This window comes from Diaphorobacter ruginosibacter (assembly GCF_040396215.1).
In the GTDB taxonomy this organism is placed as follows: Bacteria; Pseudomonadota; Gammaproteobacteria; order Burkholderiales; family Burkholderiaceae_C; genus Diaphorobacter_A; species Diaphorobacter_A ruginosibacter_A.
Window position 1 is genome coordinate 1 of record NZ_JBEBOW010000015.1, and the last position, 25,056, is coordinate 25,056.

21 protein-coding genes are annotated in these 25,056 nt (G+C 66.3%); 12 read left to right on the forward strand and 9 right to left on the reverse strand.

Annotated features, from left to right (window positions below; translation table 11 throughout):
* Positions 1-3 precede the first annotated feature (3 nt).
* From ABWP92_RS03675 to ABWP92_RS03700, 6 genes are all read right to left on the reverse strand, one after another.
* Complete coding sequence (locus ABWP92_RS03675; protein WP_353233999.1) at positions 4-348, reverse strand: DUF2149 domain-containing protein; 345 nt, start codon at positions 346-348, stop codon at positions 4-6.
* Positions 345-869: a MotA/TolQ/ExbB proton channel family protein gene (locus ABWP92_RS03680; RefSeq protein WP_353234000.1), complete on the reverse strand. Its 525-nt coding sequence runs from the start codon at positions 867-869 to the stop codon at positions 345-347. The genes ABWP92_RS03675 and ABWP92_RS03680 overlap by 4 nt, the downstream gene beginning before the upstream one ends.
* Positions 870-899: 30 nt before the next feature.
* Complete coding sequence (gene cobN / locus ABWP92_RS03685; protein ID WP_353234001.1) at positions 900-4,949, reverse strand: cobaltochelatase subunit CobN; 4,050 nt, start codon at positions 4,947-4,949, stop codon at positions 900-902.
* 18 nt (positions 4,950-4,967) lie between these two features.
* A complete protein-coding gene (locus ABWP92_RS03690) occupies positions 4,968-6,950 on the reverse strand; it encodes a TonB-dependent receptor plug domain-containing protein (RefSeq protein ID WP_353234002.1) in 1,983 nt (660 codons plus the stop codon).
* A 390-nt stretch (positions 6,951-7,340) separates the two neighbouring features.
* The gene (locus ABWP92_RS03695; protein WP_353234003.1) at positions 7,341-8,093 is read right to left on the reverse strand and encodes an enoyl-CoA hydratase/isomerase family protein; all 753 of its coding nucleotides are present in this window, start codon (positions 8,091-8,093) and stop codon (positions 7,341-7,343) included.
* Positions 8,090-9,256, reverse strand: a complete 1,167-nt coding sequence (locus ABWP92_RS03700; protein WP_353234004.1) for a CaiB/BaiF CoA transferase family protein — start codon at positions 9,254-9,256, stop codon at positions 8,090-8,092. The genes ABWP92_RS03695 and ABWP92_RS03700 overlap by 4 nt, the downstream gene beginning before the upstream one ends.
* Before the next feature lie 625 nt (positions 9,257-9,881).
* Between ABWP92_RS03700 and ABWP92_RS03705 the strand changes: the two genes are divergently transcribed.
* From ABWP92_RS03705 to ABWP92_RS03720, 4 genes are all read left to right on the forward strand, one after another.
* On the forward strand, positions 9,882-10,889 hold the full coding sequence (locus ABWP92_RS03705) for a Bug family tripartite tricarboxylate transporter substrate binding protein (protein WP_353234005.1): 1,008 nt from the start codon (positions 9,882-9,884) through the stop codon (positions 10,887-10,889).
* A 42-nt stretch (positions 10,890-10,931) separates the two neighbouring features.
* Positions 10,932-11,483 (forward strand): cysteine dioxygenase family protein, encoded by a 552-nt coding sequence (locus ABWP92_RS03710; RefSeq protein ID WP_502907442.1) that lies wholly within the window; start codon positions 10,932-10,934, stop codon positions 11,481-11,483.
* An 88-nt stretch (positions 11,484-11,571) separates the two neighbouring features.
* Positions 11,572-12,552, forward strand: coding sequence for a Bug family tripartite tricarboxylate transporter substrate binding protein (locus ABWP92_RS03715; protein WP_353234006.1), 981 nt, complete (start codon positions 11,572-11,574; stop codon positions 12,550-12,552).
* 120 nt (positions 12,553-12,672) lie between these two features.
* Positions 12,673-14,274 carry an acetolactate synthase large subunit gene (locus tag ABWP92_RS03720; protein ID WP_353234007.1) on the forward strand — a complete coding sequence of 534 codons (1,602 nt, stop codon included), beginning with the start codon at positions 12,673-12,675 and terminating at the stop codon, positions 14,272-14,274.
* Between the two features lie 419 nt (positions 14,275-14,693).
* Here ABWP92_RS03720 and ABWP92_RS03725 read toward each other — a convergent pair whose 3' ends face one another.
* The 3 genes from ABWP92_RS03725 to ABWP92_RS03735 form a co-directional block, all read right to left on the reverse strand.
* Positions 14,694-15,710, reverse strand: coding sequence for a Bug family tripartite tricarboxylate transporter substrate binding protein (locus ABWP92_RS03725; protein WP_353234008.1), 1,017 nt, complete (start codon positions 15,708-15,710; stop codon positions 14,694-14,696).
* A gap of 98 nt (positions 15,711-15,808) precedes the next feature.
* Entirely contained in the window at positions 15,809-16,369 is a 561-nt protein-coding gene (locus ABWP92_RS03730; protein WP_353234009.1) for a DUF2889 domain-containing protein, read from the reverse strand.
* A gap of 12 nt (positions 16,370-16,381) precedes the next feature.
* Positions 16,382-17,617, reverse strand: coding sequence for a CaiB/BaiF CoA transferase family protein (locus ABWP92_RS03735; RefSeq protein ID WP_353234010.1), 1,236 nt, complete (start codon positions 17,615-17,617; stop codon positions 16,382-16,384).
* A 192-nt stretch (positions 17,618-17,809) separates the two neighbouring features.
* On the opposite strand from ABWP92_RS03735, the gene ABWP92_RS03740 reads away from it, so the two are divergent.
* Genes ABWP92_RS03740 through ABWP92_RS03775 form a run of 8 tightly spaced genes read left to right on the forward strand, consistent with a single transcriptional unit; the run spans position 17,810 to position 25,055 of the window.
* Entirely contained in the window at positions 17,810-19,024 is a 1,215-nt protein-coding gene (locus ABWP92_RS03740) for an ABC transporter substrate-binding protein (RefSeq protein ID WP_353234011.1), read from the forward strand.
* Positions 19,025-19,041: 17 nt separating this feature from the next.
* Complete coding sequence (locus ABWP92_RS03745) at positions 19,042-19,884, forward strand: HTD2 family dehydratase (RefSeq protein WP_353234012.1); 843 nt, start codon at positions 19,042-19,044, stop codon at positions 19,882-19,884.
* Positions 19,885-19,934: 50 nt separating this feature from the next.
* Positions 19,935-20,678, forward strand: a complete 744-nt coding sequence (locus ABWP92_RS03750; protein ID WP_353234013.1) for an SDR family NAD(P)-dependent oxidoreductase — start codon at positions 19,935-19,937, stop codon at positions 20,676-20,678.
* 24 nt (positions 20,679-20,702) lie between these two features.
* A complete protein-coding gene (locus tag ABWP92_RS03755; protein ID WP_353234014.1) occupies positions 20,703-21,626 on the forward strand; it encodes an NAD(P)-dependent oxidoreductase in 924 nt (307 codons plus the stop codon).
* A 2-nt stretch (positions 21,627-21,628) separates the two neighbouring features.
* Positions 21,629-22,507: a branched-chain amino acid ABC transporter permease gene (locus ABWP92_RS03760; RefSeq protein WP_353234015.1), complete on the forward strand. Its 879-nt coding sequence runs from the start codon at positions 21,629-21,631 to the stop codon at positions 22,505-22,507.
* A complete protein-coding gene (locus tag ABWP92_RS03765) occupies positions 22,500-23,504 on the forward strand; it encodes a branched-chain amino acid ABC transporter permease (protein ID WP_353234016.1) in 1,005 nt (334 codons plus the stop codon). The genes ABWP92_RS03760 and ABWP92_RS03765 overlap by 8 nt, the downstream gene beginning before the upstream one ends.
* Positions 23,504-24,301, forward strand: a complete 798-nt coding sequence (locus tag ABWP92_RS03770; RefSeq protein WP_353234017.1) for an ABC transporter ATP-binding protein — start codon at positions 23,504-23,506, stop codon at positions 24,299-24,301. Before ABWP92_RS03765 ends, ABWP92_RS03770 begins: the two co-directional genes overlap by 1 nt.
* Complete coding sequence (locus tag ABWP92_RS03775) at positions 24,294-25,055, forward strand: ABC transporter ATP-binding protein (RefSeq protein WP_353234018.1); 762 nt, start codon at positions 24,294-24,296, stop codon at positions 25,053-25,055. Before ABWP92_RS03770 ends, ABWP92_RS03775 begins: the two co-directional genes overlap by 8 nt.
* The last annotated feature ends 1 nt before the right edge of the window (position 25,056 follow it).

Here is a 25,056-nt window from a genome sequence, read left to right on the forward strand (position 1 = left end):
CTCTTACTGAGCGGCCGGCGCGCCGGGCATGCCCGACTCGGGCACGTACACCATCGATCCGTCCTTGAGCCGGTAGGCGACGCCGGCCTTGGCCCCCTGGCCTTCGCCGATCTCGCCGCTGGCGCGGTAGTGCTCGAGCTTCTCGCCGTCCTTGACGATGATCTCCATGTTCTCCTTGCCGGGGTTGCGGATCACCGTCACCTGTTCCGCCGAGAACGGATTGGCGGGGCTTTGCGCCACGGCCAGCAGCAGCGCGGCGATGATGACCAGGAATACGTCGATGAGGTTGACGACGGAGAGTATCGGATCGTCGGCGTCGCCCTCGTCCATGAGGCGCAGATGCTTCATGCCGCCACCTCCCGCGCCAGCTCGGCGGCGGCGCTGTCGCGCTCTGCCATGCGGTGCTCGATGGCGGCCAGGTCGGAAGCATACCAGCGCTTGCGCACGTTGACCACGGTGAAGCTGATGGCCGCGGCCAGCAGCGCGAGGATCACGGCGGAGAAGGCGACCATGAGGCTGCGCGAGACATCGGCCAGTTGGCCATCGGCGAGCGCCTTGAGCGCCGGGCCCATGGGGATCATGGTGGCGACGAGACCCAGCATGGGCGCCACGCGCGTGGCGATGCGGGCGACCTCCAGGCGCTTGACGGCCAGCGTTTCCAGCTCGACGGGCGTGAGCGAGGCGTCCGCCGCCAGCGCCGAGTGCAGTTCGAACCCGGCGGCCAGCCCCCGTTTTCGTTGCAGGGCCTGCCAGCCGAATGCCCCCAGGGCATAGAAGGCGTGCGCGAACAGCAGGGCGATGGCGATCAGCACGGGGTAGAGAAAAATCTGGCTGACGTCGTACATCGCCACTTCGATGGGATTGTTCATGATGCGGTTTCCTTGTGGATGGTGTCGTGTTCAAGCGGTAGCGCGAAATCGCCGGTGCTGCCCCCAGGCGCCCGCCAGCGCCAGGGCGCCCAGGAGCGCCAGCAGCCAGCGCGCGGCGGCCGGATGGGCGGGGGGCGGCTCGGGTGCCGTGGGCTGCAGCAGCAGGCCGGATAGCGGCGCTTCGGGCGGCTGGGGTTGCTGCGCCTCGGGCGGCGGTGTATCGGGTGCCTTGGGGGCGGGCGGCGTGGCGGGAGGGAACAGGGTTTGCGGGAGCTGCGCCGTGGCCTTGGGCGCGGCCGCGCCGGGGGCGGCCATGCCGAACCCCGCGCCGGGCAGGGTGCGCGCGCCCACCATGGCGGCGAAGGCGGCGTTGTCGCTGCGCACGTCGTGCCTGCGGGCAAGGTCCTGCCAGCGCTCCTTGAGTTCGCTGACCGTGGCCTCGTCGGCCTGCCAGTAGCCCTGGCGCGCGGCTTCAAGCATGCGCTCGATGCTTTGCGCCAGCGCGTGCGGGTTGTGCCGCTCGAACCATTCGCGCAGGCCCAGGTGGTGCTTGTCGCGCACGTAGACGTCCGCCATTTCCTGCCATTGGTCGTCGCGCACGACCTCGCGGGCCGTGGCCGTCCAGCCCCAGAAATTGTTGGTGGCGTCCAGCACCTGCAGCGTGCCGGCGTAGCCTTCCTTCATCAGTCCCTGGATGTAGCCGGGATGGAACTGGCGGGTGGCCAGTTCCTTGGCGAGGAATTGCGCCGCGCCTTCGACGCGGCCCGCGCCCTGGCCGCGCAGGTTGCTGATGTAGAGCTCCGGCGCCTTGCCGTCCAGATGGCGAACGGCCAGCGAGATGCCGCCCAGGTACTGGAACGGATCGTCGGTGGTGAGCATACCGTAGAGATTGGAGGAGCGCGAGAGCACCGCGCCTTCCGTGCCGCGCAGGTGCTCGGCATACAGGTTCACGTTCCTGGCTCCGTCCACGCCCGGTTCGCCCCACTGCTGCTCGTCGGGTCCGTAGGCGTACTGCATGCGCGAGAGGTAGAGTTCGGCGAGCTTGCGGTCGCCCTCGGCCTTGCCCTTCCACGCGCCGGTGTCCAGCACCGCATCGTCCAGGCCCGTGCCGTAGCGCCCGCTCTCGGATGAAAAGATGCGCGTGGCGCCTGCCGCCTCTGCGGCCTTGCCGGGTACTCCCTGCGCGAGCAGCCGCCCGGTGATGGCGCGCGCGTTGGCGGCCACGGGGTTGTCCTCTTCCTGGGCCCGGGAGGCCAGCAGGACGGCCTGCGCCAGTTGCTTGAGCGTGTTGGGAAAGTGGTCGCGGTACAGTCCGGTGGCGGAGAGCACCACGTCCACGCGCGGCCTTCCCAGCTCTTCGCGCGGCACGAGCCGCACGCCGGTCACCCGTCCGCCATCGTCCCACACCGGCTCCACGCCCAGGAGCCACAGCGCCTGCGCCTCGAGCTGGCCCTGGTGGCGCATGGTCTCCACGGACCACAGGCTGAATGTGAGTTTGGAGGGCTGGCGGCCGTGCAGGCGGCGGTGCTCGGCGAGCATCTGTTCGGCGGACTGCTTGCCGGCCTCCCAGGCCTGGCGCGTGGGCACGCGCGAAGGGTCGAACCCATACAGGTTGCGGCCCGTGGGATAGGCGTCGGGGTTCTTGATGGGGTCGCCGCCGTAGGATGTGGCGAGATGCCGTCCGTCGAGGAAGGTGATGAGCGCCGCGTTTTCCTGCTGGGCGCCCAGGTTGTCGTACGCCTTGCGGGCCCGCGCGATCGCATCACGCAGGGCGGGCGGCAGGTCGTCGGTGCTCTCGCCCGCCACCACGTGGCGCTGCAGCAGGCGGTAGGGCTCGGTGTCGGGCAGGCGTGTCCAGGGGCCGACCAGGGCTTCGTCCAGATCGCCCTGCGGCACGCCGGCATGCCGCGCGGCTTCCTGCCAGAATTCGCGCCCCAGCATCAGCAGCACGGTGCCCAGGCGGTGCAGCTCCTCGGGCGCGCGGCCCAGCGTGTGCAGTCCCTGCGGCTGGGCGGTCTCGGCCAGTTCATGGAGCTGCGCGTGCAGGGCGTCGACGAATTCGCGCGTGGATTCGCGTGCGCGCGGCTCGCTCCAGCCCATGTCGGCGAGCAGCCTTTCGCGGCGCGCGGCGTCCAGCAGGTCGGTGAAGATGCGCTCCTTGACCGCGCCCTCGTCCTGCGCCAGCCACTGGTGCAGCAGATCGTGGATGTGGGTGAGCGCCTCGTGCAGGCCGCCGGGCGCGAATGGCGGGGTCTGGTGCGTGATGGTGACGGCGCGCCCGCGGCGCTTGGCCTGCATGGCCTCGCCGATGTTGTCCGCGATATAGGGATAGGCCACCGGCAGGTCGCCCACGGCGAGCATCGGCGGGTCATACACAGAGAGGCCGCGCTCCTTGCCCGGCAGCCACTCCTGCGTGCCGTGGGTGCCGTAGTGCACCAGCGCATCGGCGCGCCACTGCTGGCGGGCCCACAGGTAGACGGCGAGATAGTGGTGCGAAGGCATGGCCGTGCTGGAGTGGTAGAGCGCCTTGGCGCGCGGGTCCCAGCGTTCGGTGCGCGGCGGCTGCGGCAGCACGGCGACATGGCCCAGGAGCAGGCGCGGGATCACGAAATACGCCGTGCCGCCCTCGCGCACCACCATGGCCGATTGCTCCGGCTCGCCCCACGCGGCGCGCAGCTCGTCCTGCGTGGCCTGCGGCAGCGTGGCGAGCCACTGGCGGTAGCTGGCCACCGGCATGCGGTCGGCCAGTCCGTCGTCCAGCAGGGGCTGCAACTGGCCGCTGCGGTATGTGGGCGCGAGCAGGCGCTGCAGCAGCCTGATGAGCGGCTCTTCCTCGGGGGCCTGCGTGGAATAGCCCGCGGCCGACAGGCTGGACAGCGTGCTTTGCAGGCTGCGCGGCAGGTTCAGGAACGATGCGCTCAGGTTTTTCTCACCGGGCGGGTAGTTCCAGAACATCACGGCCAGGCGCTTGTCGGCCCTGGGCTTGCGCTGCAGCGCCACCATGCGCAGCGCCTTGTCCACCACGGCCCGCGCCTGCGCGGCGATGGGCACGACCTGCTCGTCGCCCTTGCGCGTGGCGGCGGCGACCTGGATGTCGGTCACGCCGGCGTATTCGGGCTGGGCGAGGTAGAAAGGCACGTCCATCAGCGTCACGCCCTGCCGGCTTTCGGCCCATTGCGCTTCGTCGCCGCGCCGCCAGGACATGGCCTGCAGCACGGGGATGCCCAGTTCCTCGAACTCGCGCCGCCGTTCTTCCGGATTGAGCATGATCTGCGTGGTGATCAGCACGTCGGCCAGTGTCTCGCCCTGTGCGCCGCCGGGGCGCAGCAGGCGCGTGAAGCCGTCGGCGTCGAGCATCGGGGTATAGAAGGGCAGGGCCACGGCGCCTGCGGCCTCGATGCGCCGGATGAGGTCGTCGATGAACTCGGTCTGCATGGCGGCGATGTATTGCTGGTGCAGCGCGATGCCGATGACGGGCGGGCGAGCGGAGGAGGCCGCGGACCGGCCCTTTTCCTTGAATATCCACCGCAGGTAGGCGGCGGAATCGCCGAACACCAGCCCGGGCGCGCGCGGATGGTAGACGGCGGCCTTGGGGAACACGATGGGCTCGGCGATGCCCTCGGCCGGCTTGCCGCGCAGGTGCGCCGCGACCGTGGCGAAGAAGCCGGTGAAGTTCTGCCTGCCGCCGTTCACGTAGTAGGTCCGCAGGCGCTGCGCCAGGGGCGCGGGAATGCCGCTGGCCGCCTGTTCCTTGCCGTAGAGCCAGACGATGGGCTGCCTGAGCCCGGGCAGCGCCGCCGCCAGCCGCAGCTGAACGGCGTCGGTGAGGTAGCTGTCGACGAACACGGCGTCATGGCCTTCCCACAGCCCGGCATCGGCATTTTCCGGCAACTGGTTGAGATAGCGGATCTCGAGCGTGATGCCGTGCGGCCGGGCGATGTCCGCGAGCTGGTGGAACTTGCCCGCAGGCACGTTGCCGGTGGCGATGAACAGCAGCGAGAGCTTGCCGTCGGCCGCCTGCGCCGCGCAGCACAGCAGCAATATCCAGCAGGCAAGAAACAGTGACTTCAGTTGCTTCATGGCAGGTGTCCTGCGTCCTCAGAAATCCAGCCTGCCGGACACGAAGACGCGCCTGCCTTGCTCGGCGTATCCGAACGCGGGGGATTTTTCGGCCAGCCGCAGGTCGCCCATGTTCTGCAGCCCCGCGCGCAGATGTAGTTTGCGGTCGTCGCCCAGGTTCCACATGCGGCCCACGCTGGCGTTCCACAGCGTATAGGCGGGCAGGCGTGCGCTGGAGCTGATCTGGCTGCCGGTGTATTCGGCCTCGACCTGCGCCGTCCAATGGGCCACGCGCCAGGACAGGCGCGAGGTGAAGCTGGTGCGGGGCCGGTCGGAGAGCTGCTTGCCCGTGGCCTTGTCGCGCGTGCGCAGGAACTGCGCGTCCGTGCTCCACTGCAGCGCGGAGGTCACGTCCCAGGCAAAACCCGTCTCCAGGCCGCGCACGCGCGCCTGATCCACGTTGTCGTAGATGTAGGTGCGGCGCGTGCCTTCCGTCTTCACGAGGCGGTAGGTGATGAGCTGCTTCACGTCGGTATGGAACAGTGTGGCGTTGAGCCGCAGCGCGGGCAGCGCCTGCCAGTACGCGCCCAGCTCGAAGGAGCCGGACGTTTCGGGCCGCAGGTCGCCGTTGCCCATGAAGGTGTGCGGTCCCTCCGCGCCCACGTAGTTGGGCGAGATCTGCTTGATGGTCGGCGCCTTGAAGGCGCGTCCATAGCCGCCCTTGACGACCAGGTCGGGCGTGGCTTCCCACACCAGGTAGGCGCGGGGGCTGAAGTAGGATCCGAACATCTCGTGATGGTCCGCGCGCAGGCCCAGCGTGGCCGACAGGCGCGCGCCCAGCGAGAACTCGTCCTGCACGAAGAGCGCCTTGTGCGTCGCGTCGTCGCTGCCGTTCGTCAGGCCGGCGTTGACCAGTTCCTCGTCGCGCCATTCGCCGCCCGCGGTGAGCAGATGCGTGCCCAGTTTCATGGCGGCGTGGCCGTCCACCACGGTGTCGCGCATGTCCTGCGGGCGTGTGGCTGCCACGCCGTTGGTGCGGGAGTTGCGCACGTTCATCTCGCTGCGGTAGGCGCGCAACTGTCCGCGCCAGTTGTCGGACTGGCCCCGCCAGCCCACGTGCGCCTGGCTGCGGTCGATGTCGTAGCGGTTGTGATAGGCGCCGCTGCTCGAACTCACGTCGTCGTAGAAGCGCGACTCCTTGCCATCGAACAGGCCAGCCTCCAGCACGTGGCCGCGGGCGATCTCCCACTCGCCATTGACGCCGATGGTGCGCGGGCGGCGGCCCTCGATCTCGCTGTAGCGCTCGTCTTCCGGCAGCGCCGCCATGCCGCGGTAGCTGCCCTCGGCCTGCACCGAGAGGCTGGCCTTCTCGCCGAGCGGGCCGGCCGCATAGACCGATGCGCGCGCCTCGCGCGAGGCGCTGTCGGCGTTCAAAGGCAGGTTGCCCGAGAGGCCGAGCGAGCCGATCCAGTGGTCCTTGGGCTTGCGTGTGATGAGGTTGATCACGCCGCCCAGCGCCTCCGAGCCATAGAGCGCGGACATCGGCCCGCGGATGATCTCCACGCGTTCGACGGCGGACATCGGCAGCCAGCCGTACTGGTAGTCCGAGTGCCCGATCACGTCGTCGCTCGCGCTGATGCGGCGGCCGTCGATCAGCGTGAGCGTGTGCTTGCCTTCCAGGCCGCGCAGCGCGATGGTCTTGCGCCCGCCCACCTGGCGCGCGGTGAGCGTGATGCCGGGAGCGCCGCGCACCGCGTCCAGCAGATCGGTGGCGTTGCGCTCGGCCAGGTCCTCGGCGGTGATGACGGTGACGCTGGCGGGCGCGGTGACCGTGTCGTGCTCGCTGAGCGTTGCCGTCACGGTCACGGAGGGCAGCGCGCGCGATGCCGCTTGTGGGGCGGGCGGCGTTTCGGCCTTGGCCTGCGCGTCATGGTCCGGGGTTTCCTGGGCGTATGCCGGGCGGCCAAGCAAAAGCAGCGCCGTGATGACCGGCGCGGCAACGGATGATGGGCATGAATGCATCTGGGTCCTTGCTAGCAGTTGGATACCGCAGTGGCTGGACGCAAAGGCGTTGGGCTGGGCGGGGATGAAAACGGAGTCACCACGAGCGCGGCCACGGGGGCCGCGCGGAATTCACCTGCGCGCACATCGGGCGCGCATGACCAGCGCCCGGGGAAAGGGCAGCGGCCCGCTCATGCATCTGGACGGCGCGTTGACGGGGCGCGGCGGCTCCGGACGCATTTCGGCGTGCAACATGGCCGCGCCGGGTCATCAAAATGTATTGCGATTAATTCCTATTCGCAATATTTGTCGATCCGCGAAGAAAGACCAATGATATTTGTCAACAAATACCCATCCCGCAGCCGAACCGCCCGTGCCTGGCGGAGTCTACCGCGGGCATGTCTCGCGTTCTCAGCTCCTGGGCCTGGCGGCGGCGCTTTCTTCCCGATATGAGCGGATGCGCTCCTTGAGTCCGGGCCGGGAAGCCGATGCGACCAGTGCAGCCATGTCACCGTCCCGGTTGCCGCCGCGGGTGAGGTCCCGCAGGAACTGGCGGCTTTCCGTTGGCAGGGAGAGCGTGCATTCACTTGTTTTTTGAATCAGTTCTGGCCACTCGTCACGGGCCTGCGCGCCATGCATGAAGCCGATGCGCCGCGCATGCTCGTCGTCGAATGTGGCGGTCGTCTCCAGCAGCGAATAGGCGTTGCTTTCACCGACCAGCGCCGCCAGCCGGCGCGTGCCCAGCGCCAGGCCGAACTTCAGCCCGGGCATGCGGAACCTGCTCTGCGGCGCGCAATGGCGATGGCGGCAGGCAGCCAGCAGATCCACGCCTGCGCCGAAGTTGTTTCCATGCGCCAGCGCAAGCGTGGCGAACGGGCCGTAGGCGATCTCCTGGAGCAGTGTCTCGATGCGCACGAAGCGCAGGAGCAGATCGCCTTCGCTCTGCTCTTCATAGCCGGTGAAGTCGAAACCCGCCGAGAAACTGGCGCCGGCGCCCTGCAGTACCAGCAGCGGCACTTGCTGCGCCCTGGCCTGCTGGACGGCATCCAGCAGGGCTTCAACCAGATCGGCAGAGAGGGCGTTGCGCTTTTCGGGGCGATCGAGCGTGAGAAGCCAGTGCGTGGCGTGCCTGTCGATCAGCAGTGGGGATGGCGAACCGTTCATTGCGCGGCCACCCTGTCGGCGAATACTTCGTCGTTGTGCTCGCCCAGCGCGGGCGGGTTGATGCGCACGGGCTGGCCTTGCCCGTTGATCTTGATGGGAGAGACGAACGTCCTGGTGACGTTCTCGCCGGGCAGCGTGATTTCCTGCACCCAGTCCATGTGCCGCACCTGCGGATCCTGCAGCACCTGGGAATAGCTGTTGATCGGCGCGCACGGCACGCCGGCGGAGGCGAATTCAGAGAGCCAGTGCGCGCCGTCGTGCTCCAGGAACTTCACTTCCAGCATGTCGCGCAGCGCCTCCTGGTGTCTTGCGCGCGTGGTGGGCGATGTGAAGCGCTCGTCATCGAGCAGGCCGGGCATGCCGACAACCGCGGTGACCGAGCGCCACAGCGCATTGTTGCCTGCGGCCATCGCGAAGTAGCCGTCCTTGCAGCGGAAAGCCTGATACGGCGCGTTGCGCGGGTGGGCCGAGCCCAGCTTGCCGGGATCGCGGCCGCTGCCGAAATACTCGGAGGTCTGCAGCGCGGCGATCGCCAGCGAGGTGCCGAGCATGGGCACGTCGATGTGCGCGCCCTCCCCGGTCTGCTGCACGTGGCGCAGCGACGCGGCGACCGCATAGGCGCCATACAGGCCGGCCGCGAAGTCGCTGAGCGGCACGCCGCATTTCACGGGCGCGCCGCCGGCCTCGCCGGTCACGCTCATGATGCCGCTCATCGCCTGGATCGTGAGATCGAAGCCGCCTTCGCTGGCGCGCGGGCCGCTCTGGCCGTAGGCCGAGATGGAGCAGTACAGCAGGCGCGGGTTCACGGCCTTGAGCGATTCGTAGTCGAGTCCCAGGCGCTTCATCACGCCGGGCCGGTTGTTTTCTATGAGAACGTCGGCGGTGCGCACCAGCTCGCGCAGCCTGTCGATATCTTCGGGCGATTTCAGATCGAGCGTGACCGAGCGCTTGTTGCGGTTCAGCGATGCGAAGTTCTCGCTGAAGCCGTCGGTGATGGGGGGCCAGGTGCGCAACGTGTCGCCGCCCGTGGGGTTCTCCACCTTGATGAGATCCGCGCCCATGTCGGCCAGCAGCAGGCCGCAGAACGGCCCCGCGGCGACATTGCAAAGCTCCAGGACGCGGACGCCCTGCAGGGGAAGAAGTGTGGTGCTGTTCACTGGCATGGGATGGATCTCCTCGGATCGATGACGTCGGTGGCGCTCAGGCGCGAAAGCCATGGACAGGGCGGCGCATGCGCGCGCCGCGCCGTCCCTTCGACGGGCCTGATGCAGTACTTGGAAATTCCAAAATATAGAACACTGTTTCTAAAAATGCGATGAAACAAATTCTAATCAAAGGCGCGCGATGGTCAAGAAGGTTTGCCATGGAGAAGGCCTGGCGGCCGTTTCCGTTGCGCAATCTGTAGCGAAAAAACGCCTGGACGGGCGCCGCGCGGGAACACGCAGCCGCCGGGAGTCTCGGGGCGTGTCCATGGTCCGCTGGGCGCGGGGCGCTTGCGCGCACGCTCCGCCTGGATATCCATTTTGCGTATTTGCATGCTCGGAATCCGCATTGACACTTTTTTTTCCACGCCCGTATAGTTGCCCCATCGATCGATGAGAAATCTTGAATTGGATCGGACTCGCCACCGACGATGGCCGCGCCCGCGCGGCAAGCGGGCCGGCAGGCGAGGCCGCCGAAAGCTGCAGCCAGGGGCCGAAGGAAACTTCGGCCAATTTTCGATTCATGTAAAGAACAATGTTCCATATTTTGGAATAAGTGATGCATTCATATCCAAAGGGTAGATACATGACCGGTTTGAACAAGGCTCAAAGGCGCACGGTGTCCGGCGCGATCGCGGGTTTGCTGGCCGCGGCGGCAATGGCGGGGCTGCCCGTTTCTGCGCACGCCGCTGACGAGGCGGGCTACCCGCACAAGGAAATCGTCTTCGTCGTTCCCTATCCGCCGGGCGGTAACAGCGACAACCTCGCGCGCATCTATGCCGACCGGCTGCGCGCCAAATTGGGCGCAACCATCGTGATCGAAAACAAGCCGGGCGGCACCACTTCGCTGGGCACGGGCGTGGTGGCGCGCGCCAGGCCCGATGGATATACGCTGCTGCTGGCGACGAGCACCGCCTTCACCGTCCTGCCGCATCTGCGCGGCGATCTGCCGTACGACCCGGTCAAGAGCTTCACCTTCGTGGGCAGTCTGGCAGGCTACCTGCCGGTGCTTGCCGTGCGCAACGAACTGCCCGTCAGCACGCTGCAGGAACTGGTGGATTACGCGCGCAAGCACCCGGGCAAGCTCAGCTGGGGTTCCGCGGGCGTGGCCTCCGGCGGCCATCTCGCCGGCGAGATCCTGAAAAAGGACGCCGGGCTCGACATGCTGCACGTGCCCTTCAAGGGCTCGGCGGATTCGCTCACGGCGATGCTTGGGGGCCACACCGATTTTCTGATCGACGGCGTGGGGCTGGAGGCGGTCAAGAGCGGCCGGGCCAAGGGCATCGTGACGTTCGCCAGCGAGCGCAATCCCGAACTCCCCGATCTGCCCACGCCCAAGGAGGCGGGCTTTGACGTGACCTTGCCTTTCGAGGGTTTCTGGGGCCTTGCCGTCCCGGCGGGCACGCCCCAGCCCATCGTGGACAAGCTGGCCAAGGCAACCCGGGAGATCCTGCAGGAGCCCGAGACGCGCAAGCGCTTTGGCAACATCAGCCTGTCGGCAAGCTGGAAGAGCGGCCCCGAATACGCCAGGGACATGGATGGCGGCCGCGCGTACTACGGCGAACTGCTCAAGAAGGTGAACCTCAGCCAGTGAGCGCCCGCCGCCCCGTTTCATAAAAAGGAGATGACCCACCCCATGCACCCGCGTTTTGACGATTTCATCGCCGCCATGACCCGATTGGCCGGCGACGCCCGCCATGATGAGCGGCGCATCCTGAAGGAAGGCTCCCGATTGCTCCAGGAGCTTGTGGCGCATGACGACTGGCTCGAAGACCGCCATGCGCAGCCGCACCCCCAGTTCTATCAGCAATACCGCCTGTACTGCGCGCCTGACGACAGCTTCAGCGTCGTGAGTTTCGTGTGGGGGCCGGGCCAGAAAACCCCCATCCATGATCACACGGTGTGGGGCCTGATCGGCATGCTGCGCAATGCCGAAGTCGCCCAGTCCTTCGCGCGCGACGAGAACACAGGCACCCTGACCAGCACGGCGCAGGCGCGGCTCGAACCCGGCGATGTGGAGGCGGTCTCGCCGGCCATCGGCGACATCCATCAGGTGGCCAATGCCTACGATGACCGGGTGTCGATCAGCATCCACGTATACGGCGCGGACATTGGCAAGGTGCGCCGCCACGTGTTCGATCCCGCGACCGGAGCGGCCAAGGAGTTTGTTTCCGGTTACGCCAACTAGCCAGGATCCTGCGCCGATCCGCTCGCGCAGGCCTCGCGGATCGGGGGACGATTTCGTCAGCCGGTTCTTTGACAAGAGGAGACAGCCGATGCGCAAGCACTTGATTTCCCGCGCTCTTTTCCTGGCTCTGCCGCTGCTCGGCGCGGCAGCCGCGCATGCGGCGGACGACTACCCGAGTCGTCCCATCAAGATGATCGTGCCCTATCCCGCGGGGGGAACCGCGGACCTCATGGCCCGCAATTTCTCCGAGTTCCTGGGACGAGAGCTGGGCCAGTCGATCGTCGTGGAAAACAAGCCGGGCGCGGCCGGGCAATTGGGAACGTCGCTCACCGCCAAGGCCGTGCCCGACGGTTATACGCTGGGCCAATCCAATGCGGGCACGTTCGAGGTTTCGCCGCATCTCTACAAATCACTGCCTTACGACCTGCACGCAGACTTCGAGCAGATTGCCGTGATGGGGCGGATGGGACTGATCCTGGGCGTCAGCGCCGAGTCGCCGATCCAGTCGGTCAAGGACCTGGTGGCGCAGGCCCGCAAGCGCCCTGGAGAGATTTCCTATGCCACGCCGGGCGTCGGCTCCTCCAACCACCTGAACGGTGCGCTGTTTGCAACGACCGCCGGCTTTGAGTGGATGCACGTGCCGTTCAAGGGCGTCGCCGAGTTCCTCCCGGCGGTGCTGGGCGGGCAGGTCACGGCGCTGATCGACCAATACCCGTCCATGATGAAGCAGTTGGAAGCGGGCAAGATCCGCGGCATCGCGGTGAGCACGGCCGAGCGCATTCCTTCGTCGCCGGGCATTCCCACGTTCAAGGAAAGCGGCTACCCCGACATGGTGTCCTACAGCTGGTTCGGCCTGATGGTGCCCAAGGGGGTGCCCGCGCCCATCGTGGAAAAACTCACCGTCGCCAGCAGGAAAGTGATCAGCAATGCGGACTACCGCGCAAAAGTGGCGGCCATGGGCGCCGAGCCCAGCGACGTGATGCGCGCGGACATGCAGAGCCTTATCGACGCCAATGGCAAGGTGTGGAAAAAGGTGATAGCCGACAACCACATCGTGATCGACAAATAGCATGCGCGGCGGAGGCCGCGGAGCAGCGTTATCTTCACCGCTGCCGCCGAGAAGAGAAAATCATTCCATTCACCATCCCTCAAGAACGGAGAGGTAAGCCGGCCCAATACCGGAAACACCATGGATCAGAAAAACACAACGGAAACCAGCAGGAACGGCGCCGATGTGCTGGTGGATACGCTGCTGGGCAACGGCATCGACGTCTGCTTTGCCAACCCCGGCACGTCAGAGATGCACTTCGTGGCGGCGCTCGACCGCAAGCCGCAGATGCGCTGCATTCTTGGCCTGTTCGAAGGCGTGGTGACGGGAGCGGCCGACGGCTATGCGCGCATGGCGGAAAAGCCCGCATGCACCTTGCTGCACACCGGCCCCGGCATGGCCAACGCGCTGGCCAACATGCACAATGCGCGGCGCGCCCACACGCCGATGGTGAATATCGTGGGCGATCATGCAAGCTACCACCTGCAGCATGACGCGCCGCTCACCAGCGACATCGAATCCCTGGCCCGGCCCATGTCCAGGTGGGTCGGTCGCGTGCGCGGCGCCAATGATGTGGCCCAGAAGGCGGCGCAGGCGATCCATGAATCGACCACGCTGGGCGGCGGGGTCGCCACTTTGATCCTGCCCGCGGATGCCGCATGGTCGCGGACATCGATCTCGCCGGTGCAATCCAAGCCGGCTGAGACGCTGCAGCTCGATGAAAGCGCATTGCGCGAGAGCGTCAAGGTGCTGGAGTCGCAAGCGGGCGCAAAGACGCTGATCATGCTGTCGGGACGCGCGCTGCGCGAGGACGCGCTGGCGATTGCCCAGAGCATCGCCGAGCGCACCGGAGCGCATTTGCTGGCGCAGCAATCCAATGCGCGCACGCAGCGCGGCCGGGGCCGCGTCTCGATCGAGCGCATTCCCTACAACGTGGATGCGGCCATCAAGCTGCTCGCGCCCTACGGGCACGCCATCCTGATCGGAGCGAAAGCGCCGGTCGCGTTCTTCGCCTATCCGCAGAAGCCGGGATCGATGCTGCCGCCCGATTGCGGGATCACCGAGCTGAGCCCGCCGGGAGGTGACGCGCTGGAGGCGTTGACGCGGCTGGCGGACGCCGTGGGCGCCGCCGACCGGCCTCGATCCCTTGTCTCGCAACCTCGTATGGAGGCCGCCGGCGATCTGAGCTGGAGCGCCTCGACGCCGATCAATGCGCTGACGTTTGCGCAGGCCATGGCCGAGCTGATCCCGGAAGGCGCCATCGTCTGCGACGAGTCGGTCAGCTCGGGCCGCGACTTCTTCCGCTACACCATGCAGGCCGCACCCCATGATTACCTGCAGATCACGGGCGGCGCCATCGGCAGCGGCATTCCGCTGGCGACAGGCGCGGCCGTTGCCTGTCCTGATCGCAAGGTGGTGCTCATGCAGGCCGACGGCAGCGCGATGTACACGCTGCAGGGCCTGTGGACGCAGGCGCGCGAGCGGCTCGATGTGCTCAACATCATTATCTCCAACCGGACCTACGCGATCCTGCGCGGCGAATTCAAGAGCGTCGGGGCGGGCACTCCAGGCAAGAACGCCTGCCAGATGCTGGATCTGGACAATCCCGCCCTGGACTGGCTGGCCATCGCCAAGGGGTGCGGGCTGGAGGCCGTTCGCGTGTCCAGCATCGCGGAATTCGGTGATGCGGTCAGAGCCGCGCTCGCACGCAAGGGGCCGTTCCTGATCGAGGCGGTTTTCTGATCTACGGGCATACCCGGTGGGGCGGTTGACATTGTTGACAAGTGAGCCGCCAAAAGCCGGATTCTCAACAGGTCCATCAACAGAAAACCCGTGCTTATTCACAGCTCATCAACAAGTGGATTGTTGTGAAAACCTATTTAAATTCAATGAATTGAAGAAACAATTTCAATTCAAATGAAACGATTTTTGAGGGATTTCGGATGAATCATCAATCTGTGAATAACTTTGTGGAGCAATGACGATCAAGAGCCGCCGAGCGGAGCCTGGCACGCATAGGCCTCGCACACAAGGCCGTCGCCGCCGTACCGAGCCCGCTCTCGGGTGAGCGCCAGCCAGCCCATATGGCGCGAGGCCTGTGGAAAAGCCTGTTGAAAACCTATGGGCTGCGTGTGATCAAAGCCGGGTGTGCTGTGGATTCATCAGTCCAGCCGGATGGCGGAAGCCTGGGTGACCGTGCGCCAGCGGGCCAGTTCCGTTTCCAGCTCCGCGCGGAAGCTCTCCGGTGAATTGAGAATCGGCTCGACCCCGCGTGCGGTCATGCCCTGTTGCGCTTGCGCGCCGCTCATGGCCTTCCTGGTGGCCTCATGCAGGGTGTGCGCGAGTTCGGCATTCAGGTTCGGCGGAGCGAACAGGCCGAACCACGTCGTCGTGTCATATCCCGGCGCGCCGGATTCGTCGAGTGTCGGGATGTCTGGCGCCGAGGGCGAGCGCTGGCGCGAGCTCACTCCCAGCGCCCGCAGCTGGCCGCTCTGGATATAGGGAAGAGACGATGGCAGCGTGTCGAAATAGGCCGCGACATGGCCGCCCAGCAAGTCGGTCAGCACCTGGCTGCTGCCCTTGTAGGGAATGTGGCGCAGGTTGGAGAGCCCGGTCTTCTGGATGAACAGTTCCGCAGCCATGTGGGTGATGTTGCCCGTGCCGGCGGAACCGTAGGGCACCGGCTCGGCACTGCGGCGCACGTAGTCGATGAAGTCCCGGGTCGTCTTCACCGGCAGCCTGGGATTGACCACCAGCACCAGCGGCGTCGAGCCCAGATTGGTGATGGGCGTGAAGTCGCGCAGCGGGTCGTAGGGCGTCTTGGTGGATAGCACGGGGCTGATGGTCTGGCTGGCCGTCACCCCCAGCAGCAGCGTGTAGCCGTCGGCTGCTGCGCGGGCGACCTCGGAGGCGGCGATCACGCCGTTCGCACCGGCCTTGTTCTCCACCACGATGCTGCCGCCCAAGGCCTGTCCGAGCTGCTGGGCGACCTGGCGCGCGACGAAGTCCGCGCCGCCGCCGGGAGGAAAGCCGACCAGCAGCCGGATGGGCTTGTCCGGATATTTGCCGCTGGCCAGCGCGGAGCGGGGCAGTAGCGGCATGGCCGCCAGCGCGGTGCATGCGAGAGCCTGGCCCATCCATTGCCTGCGGCCAGCGTGAAGAGGGGAAGAGTGTGGCATCCAATGTCTCCTGTCGATGTTGTAGGAATAAGGCGCCGCGTGAGCGCCCCGATCGGTGCATGTGGCGTAGAAAACCGCGCCACGCGGTATGCGAATGCTCAGGTGCCGGGTTCTGTGCGCCTGCCCAGGTGCGGCCACAGTTGCGCGACCACTTCGCGGTGGTCTGCATAGGCGAAGCAGCTGTTCAGGCGGGCGCGGTGCAGATGTTCATTGGCGGGGTCGTTGAGTTCCGCCAGGCGCTGGGGTGCAAGCCCCTGGAATGCCGTGGTGGCCATGGGGCCGAGCAGCTCGACGATATGCGTGCATGAGGCCGCGCCCTTGAGCAGCTCGCGCGCCTTGCGGTTCCAGCCCGCGCCCATCTGCAATCCCTTGAGTGGCGCGAGCGTTTGCTGTGCGCCCAGGCAGACGCCGAAGGGCGTGGCGCGCATGCGCGCGGTGGCATCGACCACCCGCATGCCGGCATCGATCACCAGTGTGACGGTGATGTCGTGCAAGGGCGTGCCGGGCGCTGTGTCTTCGCTGGTGAGCTGGCGGCGAAACGCGTGCCGCTTGGTGTCCACGAGACGGCCCTCGACTTCATGCAGGCCGTCGTCTCGCCGGTAAAAGCGCAGGTCGATCCGGCGATGATGCAGTTCCTCGCGCTGAACGTGCTGGTCCATGGCGGGAGCCGCTCAGGCGGTTTCGCGTACGGCTGCCCAGGCGAATGAACCGGGCTTGTGCGCCTGTACGCCGCCTGATTCGAGCAGCGCGTCGATCTTCTCGGCACCCAGGCCCAGCGATTGCAGGATCTCCCGCGTGTGCTCGCCCAGTTCGGCGGGCGCGATGGTGCCGATCCCGTCGCTGTCCGCTCCAGCGCGAGGGAACTCCGGCACGTCGAACCCCATGCCGCGAAACTCCACCGTGCGCAGCTTGCCGGGCTGATGCGCCTGTTCGGCCTCGAGCACGCGCTCGAGCGGCAGCACCTCGGTGCAGCCCACGCCGTGGGACTTGAGCGTGGCCTGCACGGCATCGAGATCGTGCGCGGCAATGGCGTTCCTCACCATGTCCTCCACTTGCTCGCGCGCCTTCTTGCGCATCTTGAGCGTGGCGTACCGGGGATCTCCGCCATAGGGCAATCGCATGGCTTCGCAGAACTTGGCCCAGTGGCCGTCGGTCAGCATGAGCAGATACAGCCAGCGCTCGTCGCGCGTGAGATATGCGCCGTAGCCCGGCATGGCGAACTCGCCGTGGGGTTCGCGCTCCGGGCGGCCCAGCAGATGCTGCTTGAGCTGCACGGCCACCAGGTCGCGGGAGGCCACGTGCAGGCCTGTTTCGTAGAGGCCGACCTCGACGTGCCGGTCTTCGGCCGTCGCGGTTTGCTGATCGCGCAGCAGCGACGCAAGAATGCCGATCACGGCATACGCGCCCGCGAACTGGTCATGGTAGGAAGGGCCGAGGCGGCTTGGGCGTCCGTTCACGCGATTGGCCTCCATGACTCCGGTGGAGGCTTCCGCCACGGGGTTGGAGGCCAGATCGTCCGCCTGCGGACCGGCCGCATAGCCGCGGATGTGGCAATAGATCAGCTTGGGATTGACGCGTTCGCAATCCACGCGCGACACGCCGAGCTTGCGGGCGGCCTTGGGCGCCAGGTTGTGCACCAGCGCGTCGCTGTTCATGAGCAACTGGTAGAGGGCCTCGCGGCCTTCGGGCCTGGACAGGTCCAGGCACATGCTTTTCTTGCCATGGCTGTAGGCGATGAAGGTACCGCTCGGGCCGCCGCGCACCAGGGCGCGTGTGGGATCCCCGATGGGCGGCTCGATCTTGATCACTTCCGCGCCCAACTGGGAAAGGATGTGCGTCGCAAAGGGTGCGGCAAGCATGGAACCGAGCTCGATCACGCGCCGTCCGGCAAGGGGAGGTGTTGACATGGTTGATCCTGGTTATTGAAAAGAATGCATTCTATAAATTATCGGTTTTCAATATTGCCTCTGTCAAAAGCTAAAGCACTGGGGAAATCCCTGTTGTTTTGACTTTGTCTAAATTTATATGATGCATTCTATTGACGCTGGCATGGCGCTCAGGCTTGCAGTTCCCTCAAACAATATTTCAGGAGACGAGACATGCAGAGAAGGTCGTTCATCACTACGGGCGCTGCCGCGGCAGCGTCGGTTGCCATGCCGCAATGGGTGGGCGCGCAGCAGGTGTCGCCCGGCATCGACGTTGCAAACAAGACCGTCACCGTGGGTGCGTTCACGCCGATCACCGGCCCGGTTCCGTTCTACACGGTGCTCACGCATGCGGCCGAGGCGTGCTTCAAATGGGCCAATGAGACCAACGCGCTGAACGGCTGGAAGATCAACTACGTCACCTACGACGATGGCTACGAGCCCGCGCGCAGCGTGGCGGTGACCAGGCGTCTGGTCGAGGAAAACAAGATCTTCGCGCTGGCAGCGCCCACCGGCACCGCGCAATCGGTGGCAGTGATTCCCTATGCCAAGGAAGTGGGTCTTCCGGTGATTGGCCCGATCGGCGGCGCGACGGCGCTGTTTTCCGAGCGCCTGGTATTTCCGCTGTTGCCGGACTATGGCTGGTCCGCCGCGGCGAATCTGGATTTCGCGCTGACCGATCTGAAGGCATCAAAGGTGGCGCTGCTGTGGGAGAACGATGAGCTGGGACGCTCCGCGAAGCGCGGCTTCGATCTCTATATGGATGCCCACAAGAAACAGGCGGCCGAGTCGATTCCCTTCGAAGTGCGCAACACCGACTTTACGCCGCACGTGCGCAAGCTGGCCAACGCCAAGGCCGATGTGGTGATTCTGTTCGGCTCCAACGCCAACCTTGCTTCCGCGCTCAAGGCGGCGGATCGCGTGGGCTTCCAGGGCAAATGGATGGCGCCGTTCTTCACCGCCGACCCGACCACGCGCAAGCTCGCGGGCGACCTGCTCAACGGCACGTACTTCTCATCGTGGCTGATGCCGGTGGGCGCGGACGATCCCGAGATCAAGGCCTATCGCGAGAACGTGGCCAAGCTCTACCCGAATGATCCGGTAGGGGTTTTCGGGCTCAATGGCTGGAGCAACGGCGCGCTGTTCGTCAAGGGCTTCAAGATGCTGCTGGACAGCGGCAAGCCGCTCACCCGTGCCCATCTGGTGGATGTGATGGAGACGATGACCAACGCCAGCATTGGCGGCGCGCGCAACGTCGGCTACAAGGCGGGCGATCACCGGGGCGCGCGGCAGGAAGGGATCATCGAGGCGCAGGCCGACGGCGGTTTCAAGCTGGTGCGTGATTTCCGCCCGTATCCCGCCGCCGTCTTCGACGCCAAGCTGGCCTGAGCAAGGAGTGACGCAAGGTGAATGCTGCTGCATATGAATCCTGGATCGGCCGTGAAGACGAGCAACGCGAGTCCATCCTCCCGCACGCAGTGCAGGCGATGGCCGCAACGCTGGACATGGAGCGTGCTCCCGGCCCGGGCGAGGCGCTGCCGCCGGGCTGGCAATGGATGTTCTTCAACCCCCTGGTGCGCAGGAGCGGCCTGGGCACCGACGGGCATCCGCAACGCGGCGGATTCCTTCCTCCGATCGAGCTGCCGCGGCGCATGTGGGCGGGCAGCCGCATCCAGTATCTTGCCGACCTGCCGATCGGCGGCGCGGCCATGCGGCGCAGCCTCATCGGCAAGGTGGAAAACAAGGTGGGCAAGCGCGGATCGCTGTGGTTCGTGACCGTGGTGCATACGACGACATGCGATGGCAAGACATGCATTGTCGAGGAGCAGGACATCGTCTACCGGGAAGCCACTCCGCCCGGCACGCCGCGGCCCAAGGCCGAGCCGTATGCCGAAGAGGCTCAGTTCGCACGGGAATTCAGCCCGGACACCACGCTGCTGTTCCGCTATTCGGCACTCACTTTCAACGGCCACCGCATTCATTACGACCAGGCTTATGCGCGTGATGAGGAAGGCTACCCCGATCTCGTGGTGCACGGCCCCCTTACCGCCACGCTGCTGCAGCAACTGGCGCTCGAGCAGGGCGGCGGCAGGCAGATCGCGCAGTTCGACTTTCGCGGAGTGAGTCCGCTGTTCGTGGGCCGCGCGTTCCGGCTCGAAGGGCGCAGGGACGGCGATGCAAGCCTTGCGTTATGGGCGCGTGGGCCCGATGGAGAACTGGCGATGTCGGCCAGGGCCGTATTTCGCTGAATGCGCGCTGAACGGACAGACCCACACCAAGAACATCAAGGAGCAATGCAATGACACAACATATGAGCGGTCCGGCCGATCTGCGCGGACAGGTCGCATTCATCACCGGCGGCGCGGGCGGCATGGGCCGGGCCATCTCCGCGGCTTTTGCCGCGGCGGGAGCGAAGGTGATCGCCACGGACCGCGCGCCGAGCGAAGACATCGGCCCGGGCATCGAATACCTGCAGTACGACGTGACCTCGCGCGCGGCGACCGATGAGGTCATCGACTCCGTGATCGCACGGCACGGCAAGATCGACATCCTGGTGCTCTGCGCGGGCATCATCGCGCGCACCCCGCTGGGGGACAGCACGGATGACGAGTGGGACGCGATCATGAACGTCAACGTGCGCGGCGTGGTCAATCCGACCCGCAAGCTCTTTCCTCTGATGTGCGGGCAGGGCTTCGGCAAGATCCTGGCGGCGGGCTCCATCGCGGCGAAGAACGGCGGCGTCGCGTCCGGCCCCGCCTATGTCGCTTCCAAGAGCGCGGTCCACGGAATGATGCGCTGGATCGCCAAGGCGGGAGCGCCCCACGGCGTATACGCCAACACGCTCGCGCCCGGACCGGTGGAGACGGCGATGTGGGCCAACGTGACCGGCAACGTGGCGCCTTCGGCCAACAACACGGTGCCGCTGGGCCGCTACGGAACCGCGCAGGACATCGCGCAGGCGGCACTGTTCCTGTGCTCGCCGGCATCCAACTGGATCACCGGCACGTCGCTCGACATCAGCGGCGGCATGTGGATGAACTGATCGCGCAACCAACGGAGACAAGCCATGACAGCGAACAGCAATGCAGCTCCCGTGATCGGTTTCGTCGGCCTTGGCGTGATGGGCGGCCCGATGTGCCGCAACGTCGCGCTCAAGCATGCCGGCCCCGTGCTGGCGTTTGATTCCAACGATGCGGCGTTCGATGCGGTGAAGGAAACCAAGGCGCGCCGTGTGGCCAGCCTTGCGGAACTGGCGGCCGAGGCCGACATCGTGCTGCTGTCCCTTCCCGGCGGCCCCGCGGTCGAAGCGGTATGCCTGGGTGCCGGAGGATTGGCGGGCGGAGCACGCAAGCCGGAGGTGATCGTGGATCTGAGCACGACCACTGTTGCCTCGGCGCGCGCGGTGGGCGAGCGGCTTGCCGCGCAGGGTGTGGCCTTTGCCGATGCGCCTGTCGCCCGCACGCGGGAGGCGGCGCAGCGTGGCGAGTTGAGCATCATGGTGGGAGCATCCGCGGAATTGTTCGCCCGCATCGAACCCCTGCTGCGCTACATGGCCTCGGACGTCACGCTGTGCGGCGCCGTCGGCTGCGGGCAGGTGGTCAAGCTCATCAACAATGCGCTGGTGTTTGAAAACACCGTCGCGCTGGCGGAGATGATGGTGCTTGGCGAGCGCGCGGGGGTTGCTCCGGGAACCTTGCTGGACGCGGTATCGAAGGGTTCGGGCGACAGTTTCGTGCTGCGCAACCATGGCCGCAAGGCCATGCTGCCGCGCGACTTTCCTGAAAAATCGTTTCCGCCCGAGTATGTGCTCAAGGATATCGGCTACGTGCTGGAGCTTGCCAGCTCGACCGGTGTGGATGCGCAGGTGACGGAGCTGGCGCAGCGCTATTACTCGGCCACCGCGCGCAATGGTTTCTCGGGACGGTACTTTCCCGCCGTCATCGAAGTCATCGACAACGGCGGGCGCACTGCCACATCCGCGAAGGGCTGACCATGGCCGACCTGCTGGGACTCATCTGGGCGGGCGTGATCAGCGGATGCCTTTACGCGCTGGGCGCGATCGGCATTGTGCTGATCTACAAAAGCTCCAATGTCGTGAATTTCGCGCACGGCAATCTCGCCGGCCTGGCGGCATTCCTGGTGTTCGGCTTCACCGCGGGCATTCTCGGCAACCTGGCCTGGGGCGCGGCGCTGATGATCACGCTGGCCATCATGGCGGCGGTGATGGCGGTGAGCTACCTTGTCATTGCGCCGCTGGTGTTCAAGTCGGATCTCACGAGCACCATCGCCACCCTGGGCATCGGCTTGATCGCCCAGGGCATGACGCAGCTTGTCTTCGGGTCGAACGTGGTTTCGCTCGATCTGCCGCTTCCCCATTGGAAAATGCAGGTCGGCGCGATGCGGATCACGTCGTATGACATGGCGGTGCTGGTTGTCACGGCGGCGTCCGTGGGGCTGCTGTATCTGCTGATCGAGCGCACGCGCGTGGGCATCGCTTTTCGCGCGGTGTCCGCCAACCCCTTCGCCAGCCGCGTCTGCGGGCTGAGCCTGCGGCGCATCCACCTGTTTTCGTTTGTCGTGGCGGGCCTGCTGGGGCTGGTGGCCGCGCTGCTGATCGTTCCCACGACCTTTCTGTCTTCCACCAGCGTCGCTTCGTTCATGCTGCAGGCTTTTGCCGCCGCGGTGGTGGGCGGATTCAGCAGCCTGGCCGGAGCGGTGGTGGGCGGCGTGTTCATCGGCGTGCTCATGAACCTGCTGTCTTTCTATGTGGCCGCCGAGTTCACCAATACCTATCTGCTGCTGGTGATTCTGGTGACGCTGAATGTCTTTCCCAAGGGCGTCCTGACCCGCCGTGGAGGTAGCCGTGTCTGAAGCAAGCCTCTCCAAAGCGCCTGTGCTGCGCGCAGCGCTGCCATCGGCCGGCAAGCCGGCCGCGAGCAGGCCGCGCTCTCTTCGGGCGGGCGCAGCGCTGGTGGTTCTGCTGGCGTTGATCGCGTTGCCGCTCGTCGCGGGTGGGTACTGGTCGTTCACGCTCGGCCTGTGCTTTGCCAACGCGATTGCGATTCTTTCGGTGAGCTTTCTGGTGCGGTATGGCGGCGAAGTGTCGATCGGCCATGGCGTATTCGTGGCCGCGGGAGCCTACACGGTGGCATTGATGGAAAAGTATCTTGGTGTCTCCGTGCTGGTGGCGCTGCCGTTCGCGGCGGTCGCGGGGGCGCTGCTGGGCATGGCATTTGCGTATCCATCGCGCAATCTCTCGGGTATCTATCTGGCCGTGGCGACGATGGCGCTCGCGCTGGCCTTGCCCGAGGTGCTGCTGTACTTCAGCAATGCCACCGGCGGGTATGAGGGCCTGTATGTGAAGAAGGATGCGCTGCCCGGCGTGTCGCGGGAGCTGCAGCGCTATTACCTGCCGCTGGGCGGGCTGGTGCTGGTGGCGTTGCTGCTCAGGCAGTTCCGCCGCTCGCGCCAGGCGCTGGCGCTGCTGCTCATCCGCACGTCGGCGCCCGCCGCGGAGTCCTCTGGCGTGCGCCGCAGCTGGGCGCGGCTGGCTTGCATGGCGCTGTCCGCGGCCATTGCGGCGATCGGCGGGGCGCTGCTGGCGTTCAGCTCTTCCACGGTGTCGCCCAATAGTTTCACGCTGTGGACTTCCATCTTTCTGCTGGTCGGATCGGTGGTGAGCCTCTATTCGCTGGGAATGTTCGGCAGCCTGATCGGCGGCATTTTTCTCACGCTCATGCCGCTGCTGCTGGCGGGGGCGGGTGATTGGGTGCCGATCCTGTATGGCGGCGCGCTGCTGGCGGTGGTGCTGGGCGCCAACCTGATCCCTGAGTCGTGGCGCGCTCGCCTGGCGGGAGAACGTTCATGATGGCGGCATCCACTTCGATGGAGGTCCAGGGCACCGTCCCGTTGACGGTGGACCGCCTGTCGCTGTCCTTCGGCGGCAATCGCGTGCTGCAGGATATCGGCCTGTCCGTGCTCCCCGGACAGATCACGGGACTCATAGGTCCGAATGGCGCGGGCAAGACCAGTTTCTTCAACTGTCTTACCGGACTGTATTCGCCGCAGGCGGGCAGCATCTGCCTGGGGCCGCGGCACCTGGAGCGCATTGCGCCCGCAGGGCGCGCTGCGCTGGGTTTCTCGCGCAGTTTTCAGCACGTGGCGTTGTGCCCGGAGTTGTCCGTGGCGGAAAACGTGATGATCGGCCTGGACCGGCAGGCGCATGCGGGCTGGCTCAGCGCATTCCTGCCGCTGGCGAGCGGCAATGCCGAGCGTGAGGCGCATCGCGCCCTGGCCTTGGCGGCACTGGCGCGGCTGGGTGTCGCAGGCGTCGCGGATGAGTTTCCCGCGCGACTGCCGCCGGGCGTGCTGCGGCTAGTGGAGATCGCGCGCGCCATCGCGGGAAAGCCGCGCGTGCTGTTGCTCGACGAGCCGGCGGCAGGGCTCAATTCGGTGGAAACGCGTGATCTCTCGAATGCGCTCAAGAAGCTGCGTTCGCCCGATCTCATCGTGCTGGTGGTGGAGCATGACATGGACCTGATCATGGAAGTGTGCGACAGCATTCATGTACTCAACAGCGGCAGGCTGCTGGCGTCCGGCACGCCTGCGCAGATTCGGGTGAATCCGGAAGTCGTGCGTGTCTATCTGGGAGACGATGATGAGTGAGCGCCCGCCGTCGATCCTGGAGCTGGATGGCCTTTGCGTGAGCTACGGCGCGGGCCCTGTCGTGCATGGCGTGTCGCTGGCGATGGACCAGGGCTGCGTGGCCGGCCTGCTGGGAGCCAACGGAGCCGGAAAATCAAGCACGCTGCGCGCCATCGCCGGGCTCGAGCCGTCCGGTGGGCGCGTGCTGTTCGAAGGCCGCGACATTTCATCACTGACTGCCGCACAACGCTTCCATGCCGGTATCGTCTACGTGCCCGAAGGCCGCGCCATCGTCACCGATCTCACCGTGCAGGAGAACCTGACCCTGGGCGGTTACTTCGTGGATAAGCCCACGCGTGCGCGGCGTCAGCGGATGGTGCTGGAGTTCTTCCCGGAAATCGCCAATCGCATTCATGCGCCCGCGGGCCTGCTCAGCGGCGGCGAGCAGCAGATGCTGGCCATCGGGCGAGGCCTGATGTCCGGGCCGCGCCTGCTGCTGCTCGATGAGCCGTCGCTCGGCCTGGCGCCGCTGCTCGTTGCGCGTGTCTACGAACGGCTGGCGGCGATACAGAAAGAGCAGAACCTGTCGGCGTTGCTCGTGGAGCAGAGCTTTCATGCGGCGGCTAAGCTGGCGACATGTGCCTGGGTGATGCGCCATGGGCACATCGTCGGCACGCTGGATGCGCAGGATCTGCGCAGCCGTGAGGGCCGCCAGCGCGCCATCGATGCCTACCTTGGCGCACGGCAGGAAACCGCCGCCGGCGCCAACGCATGAC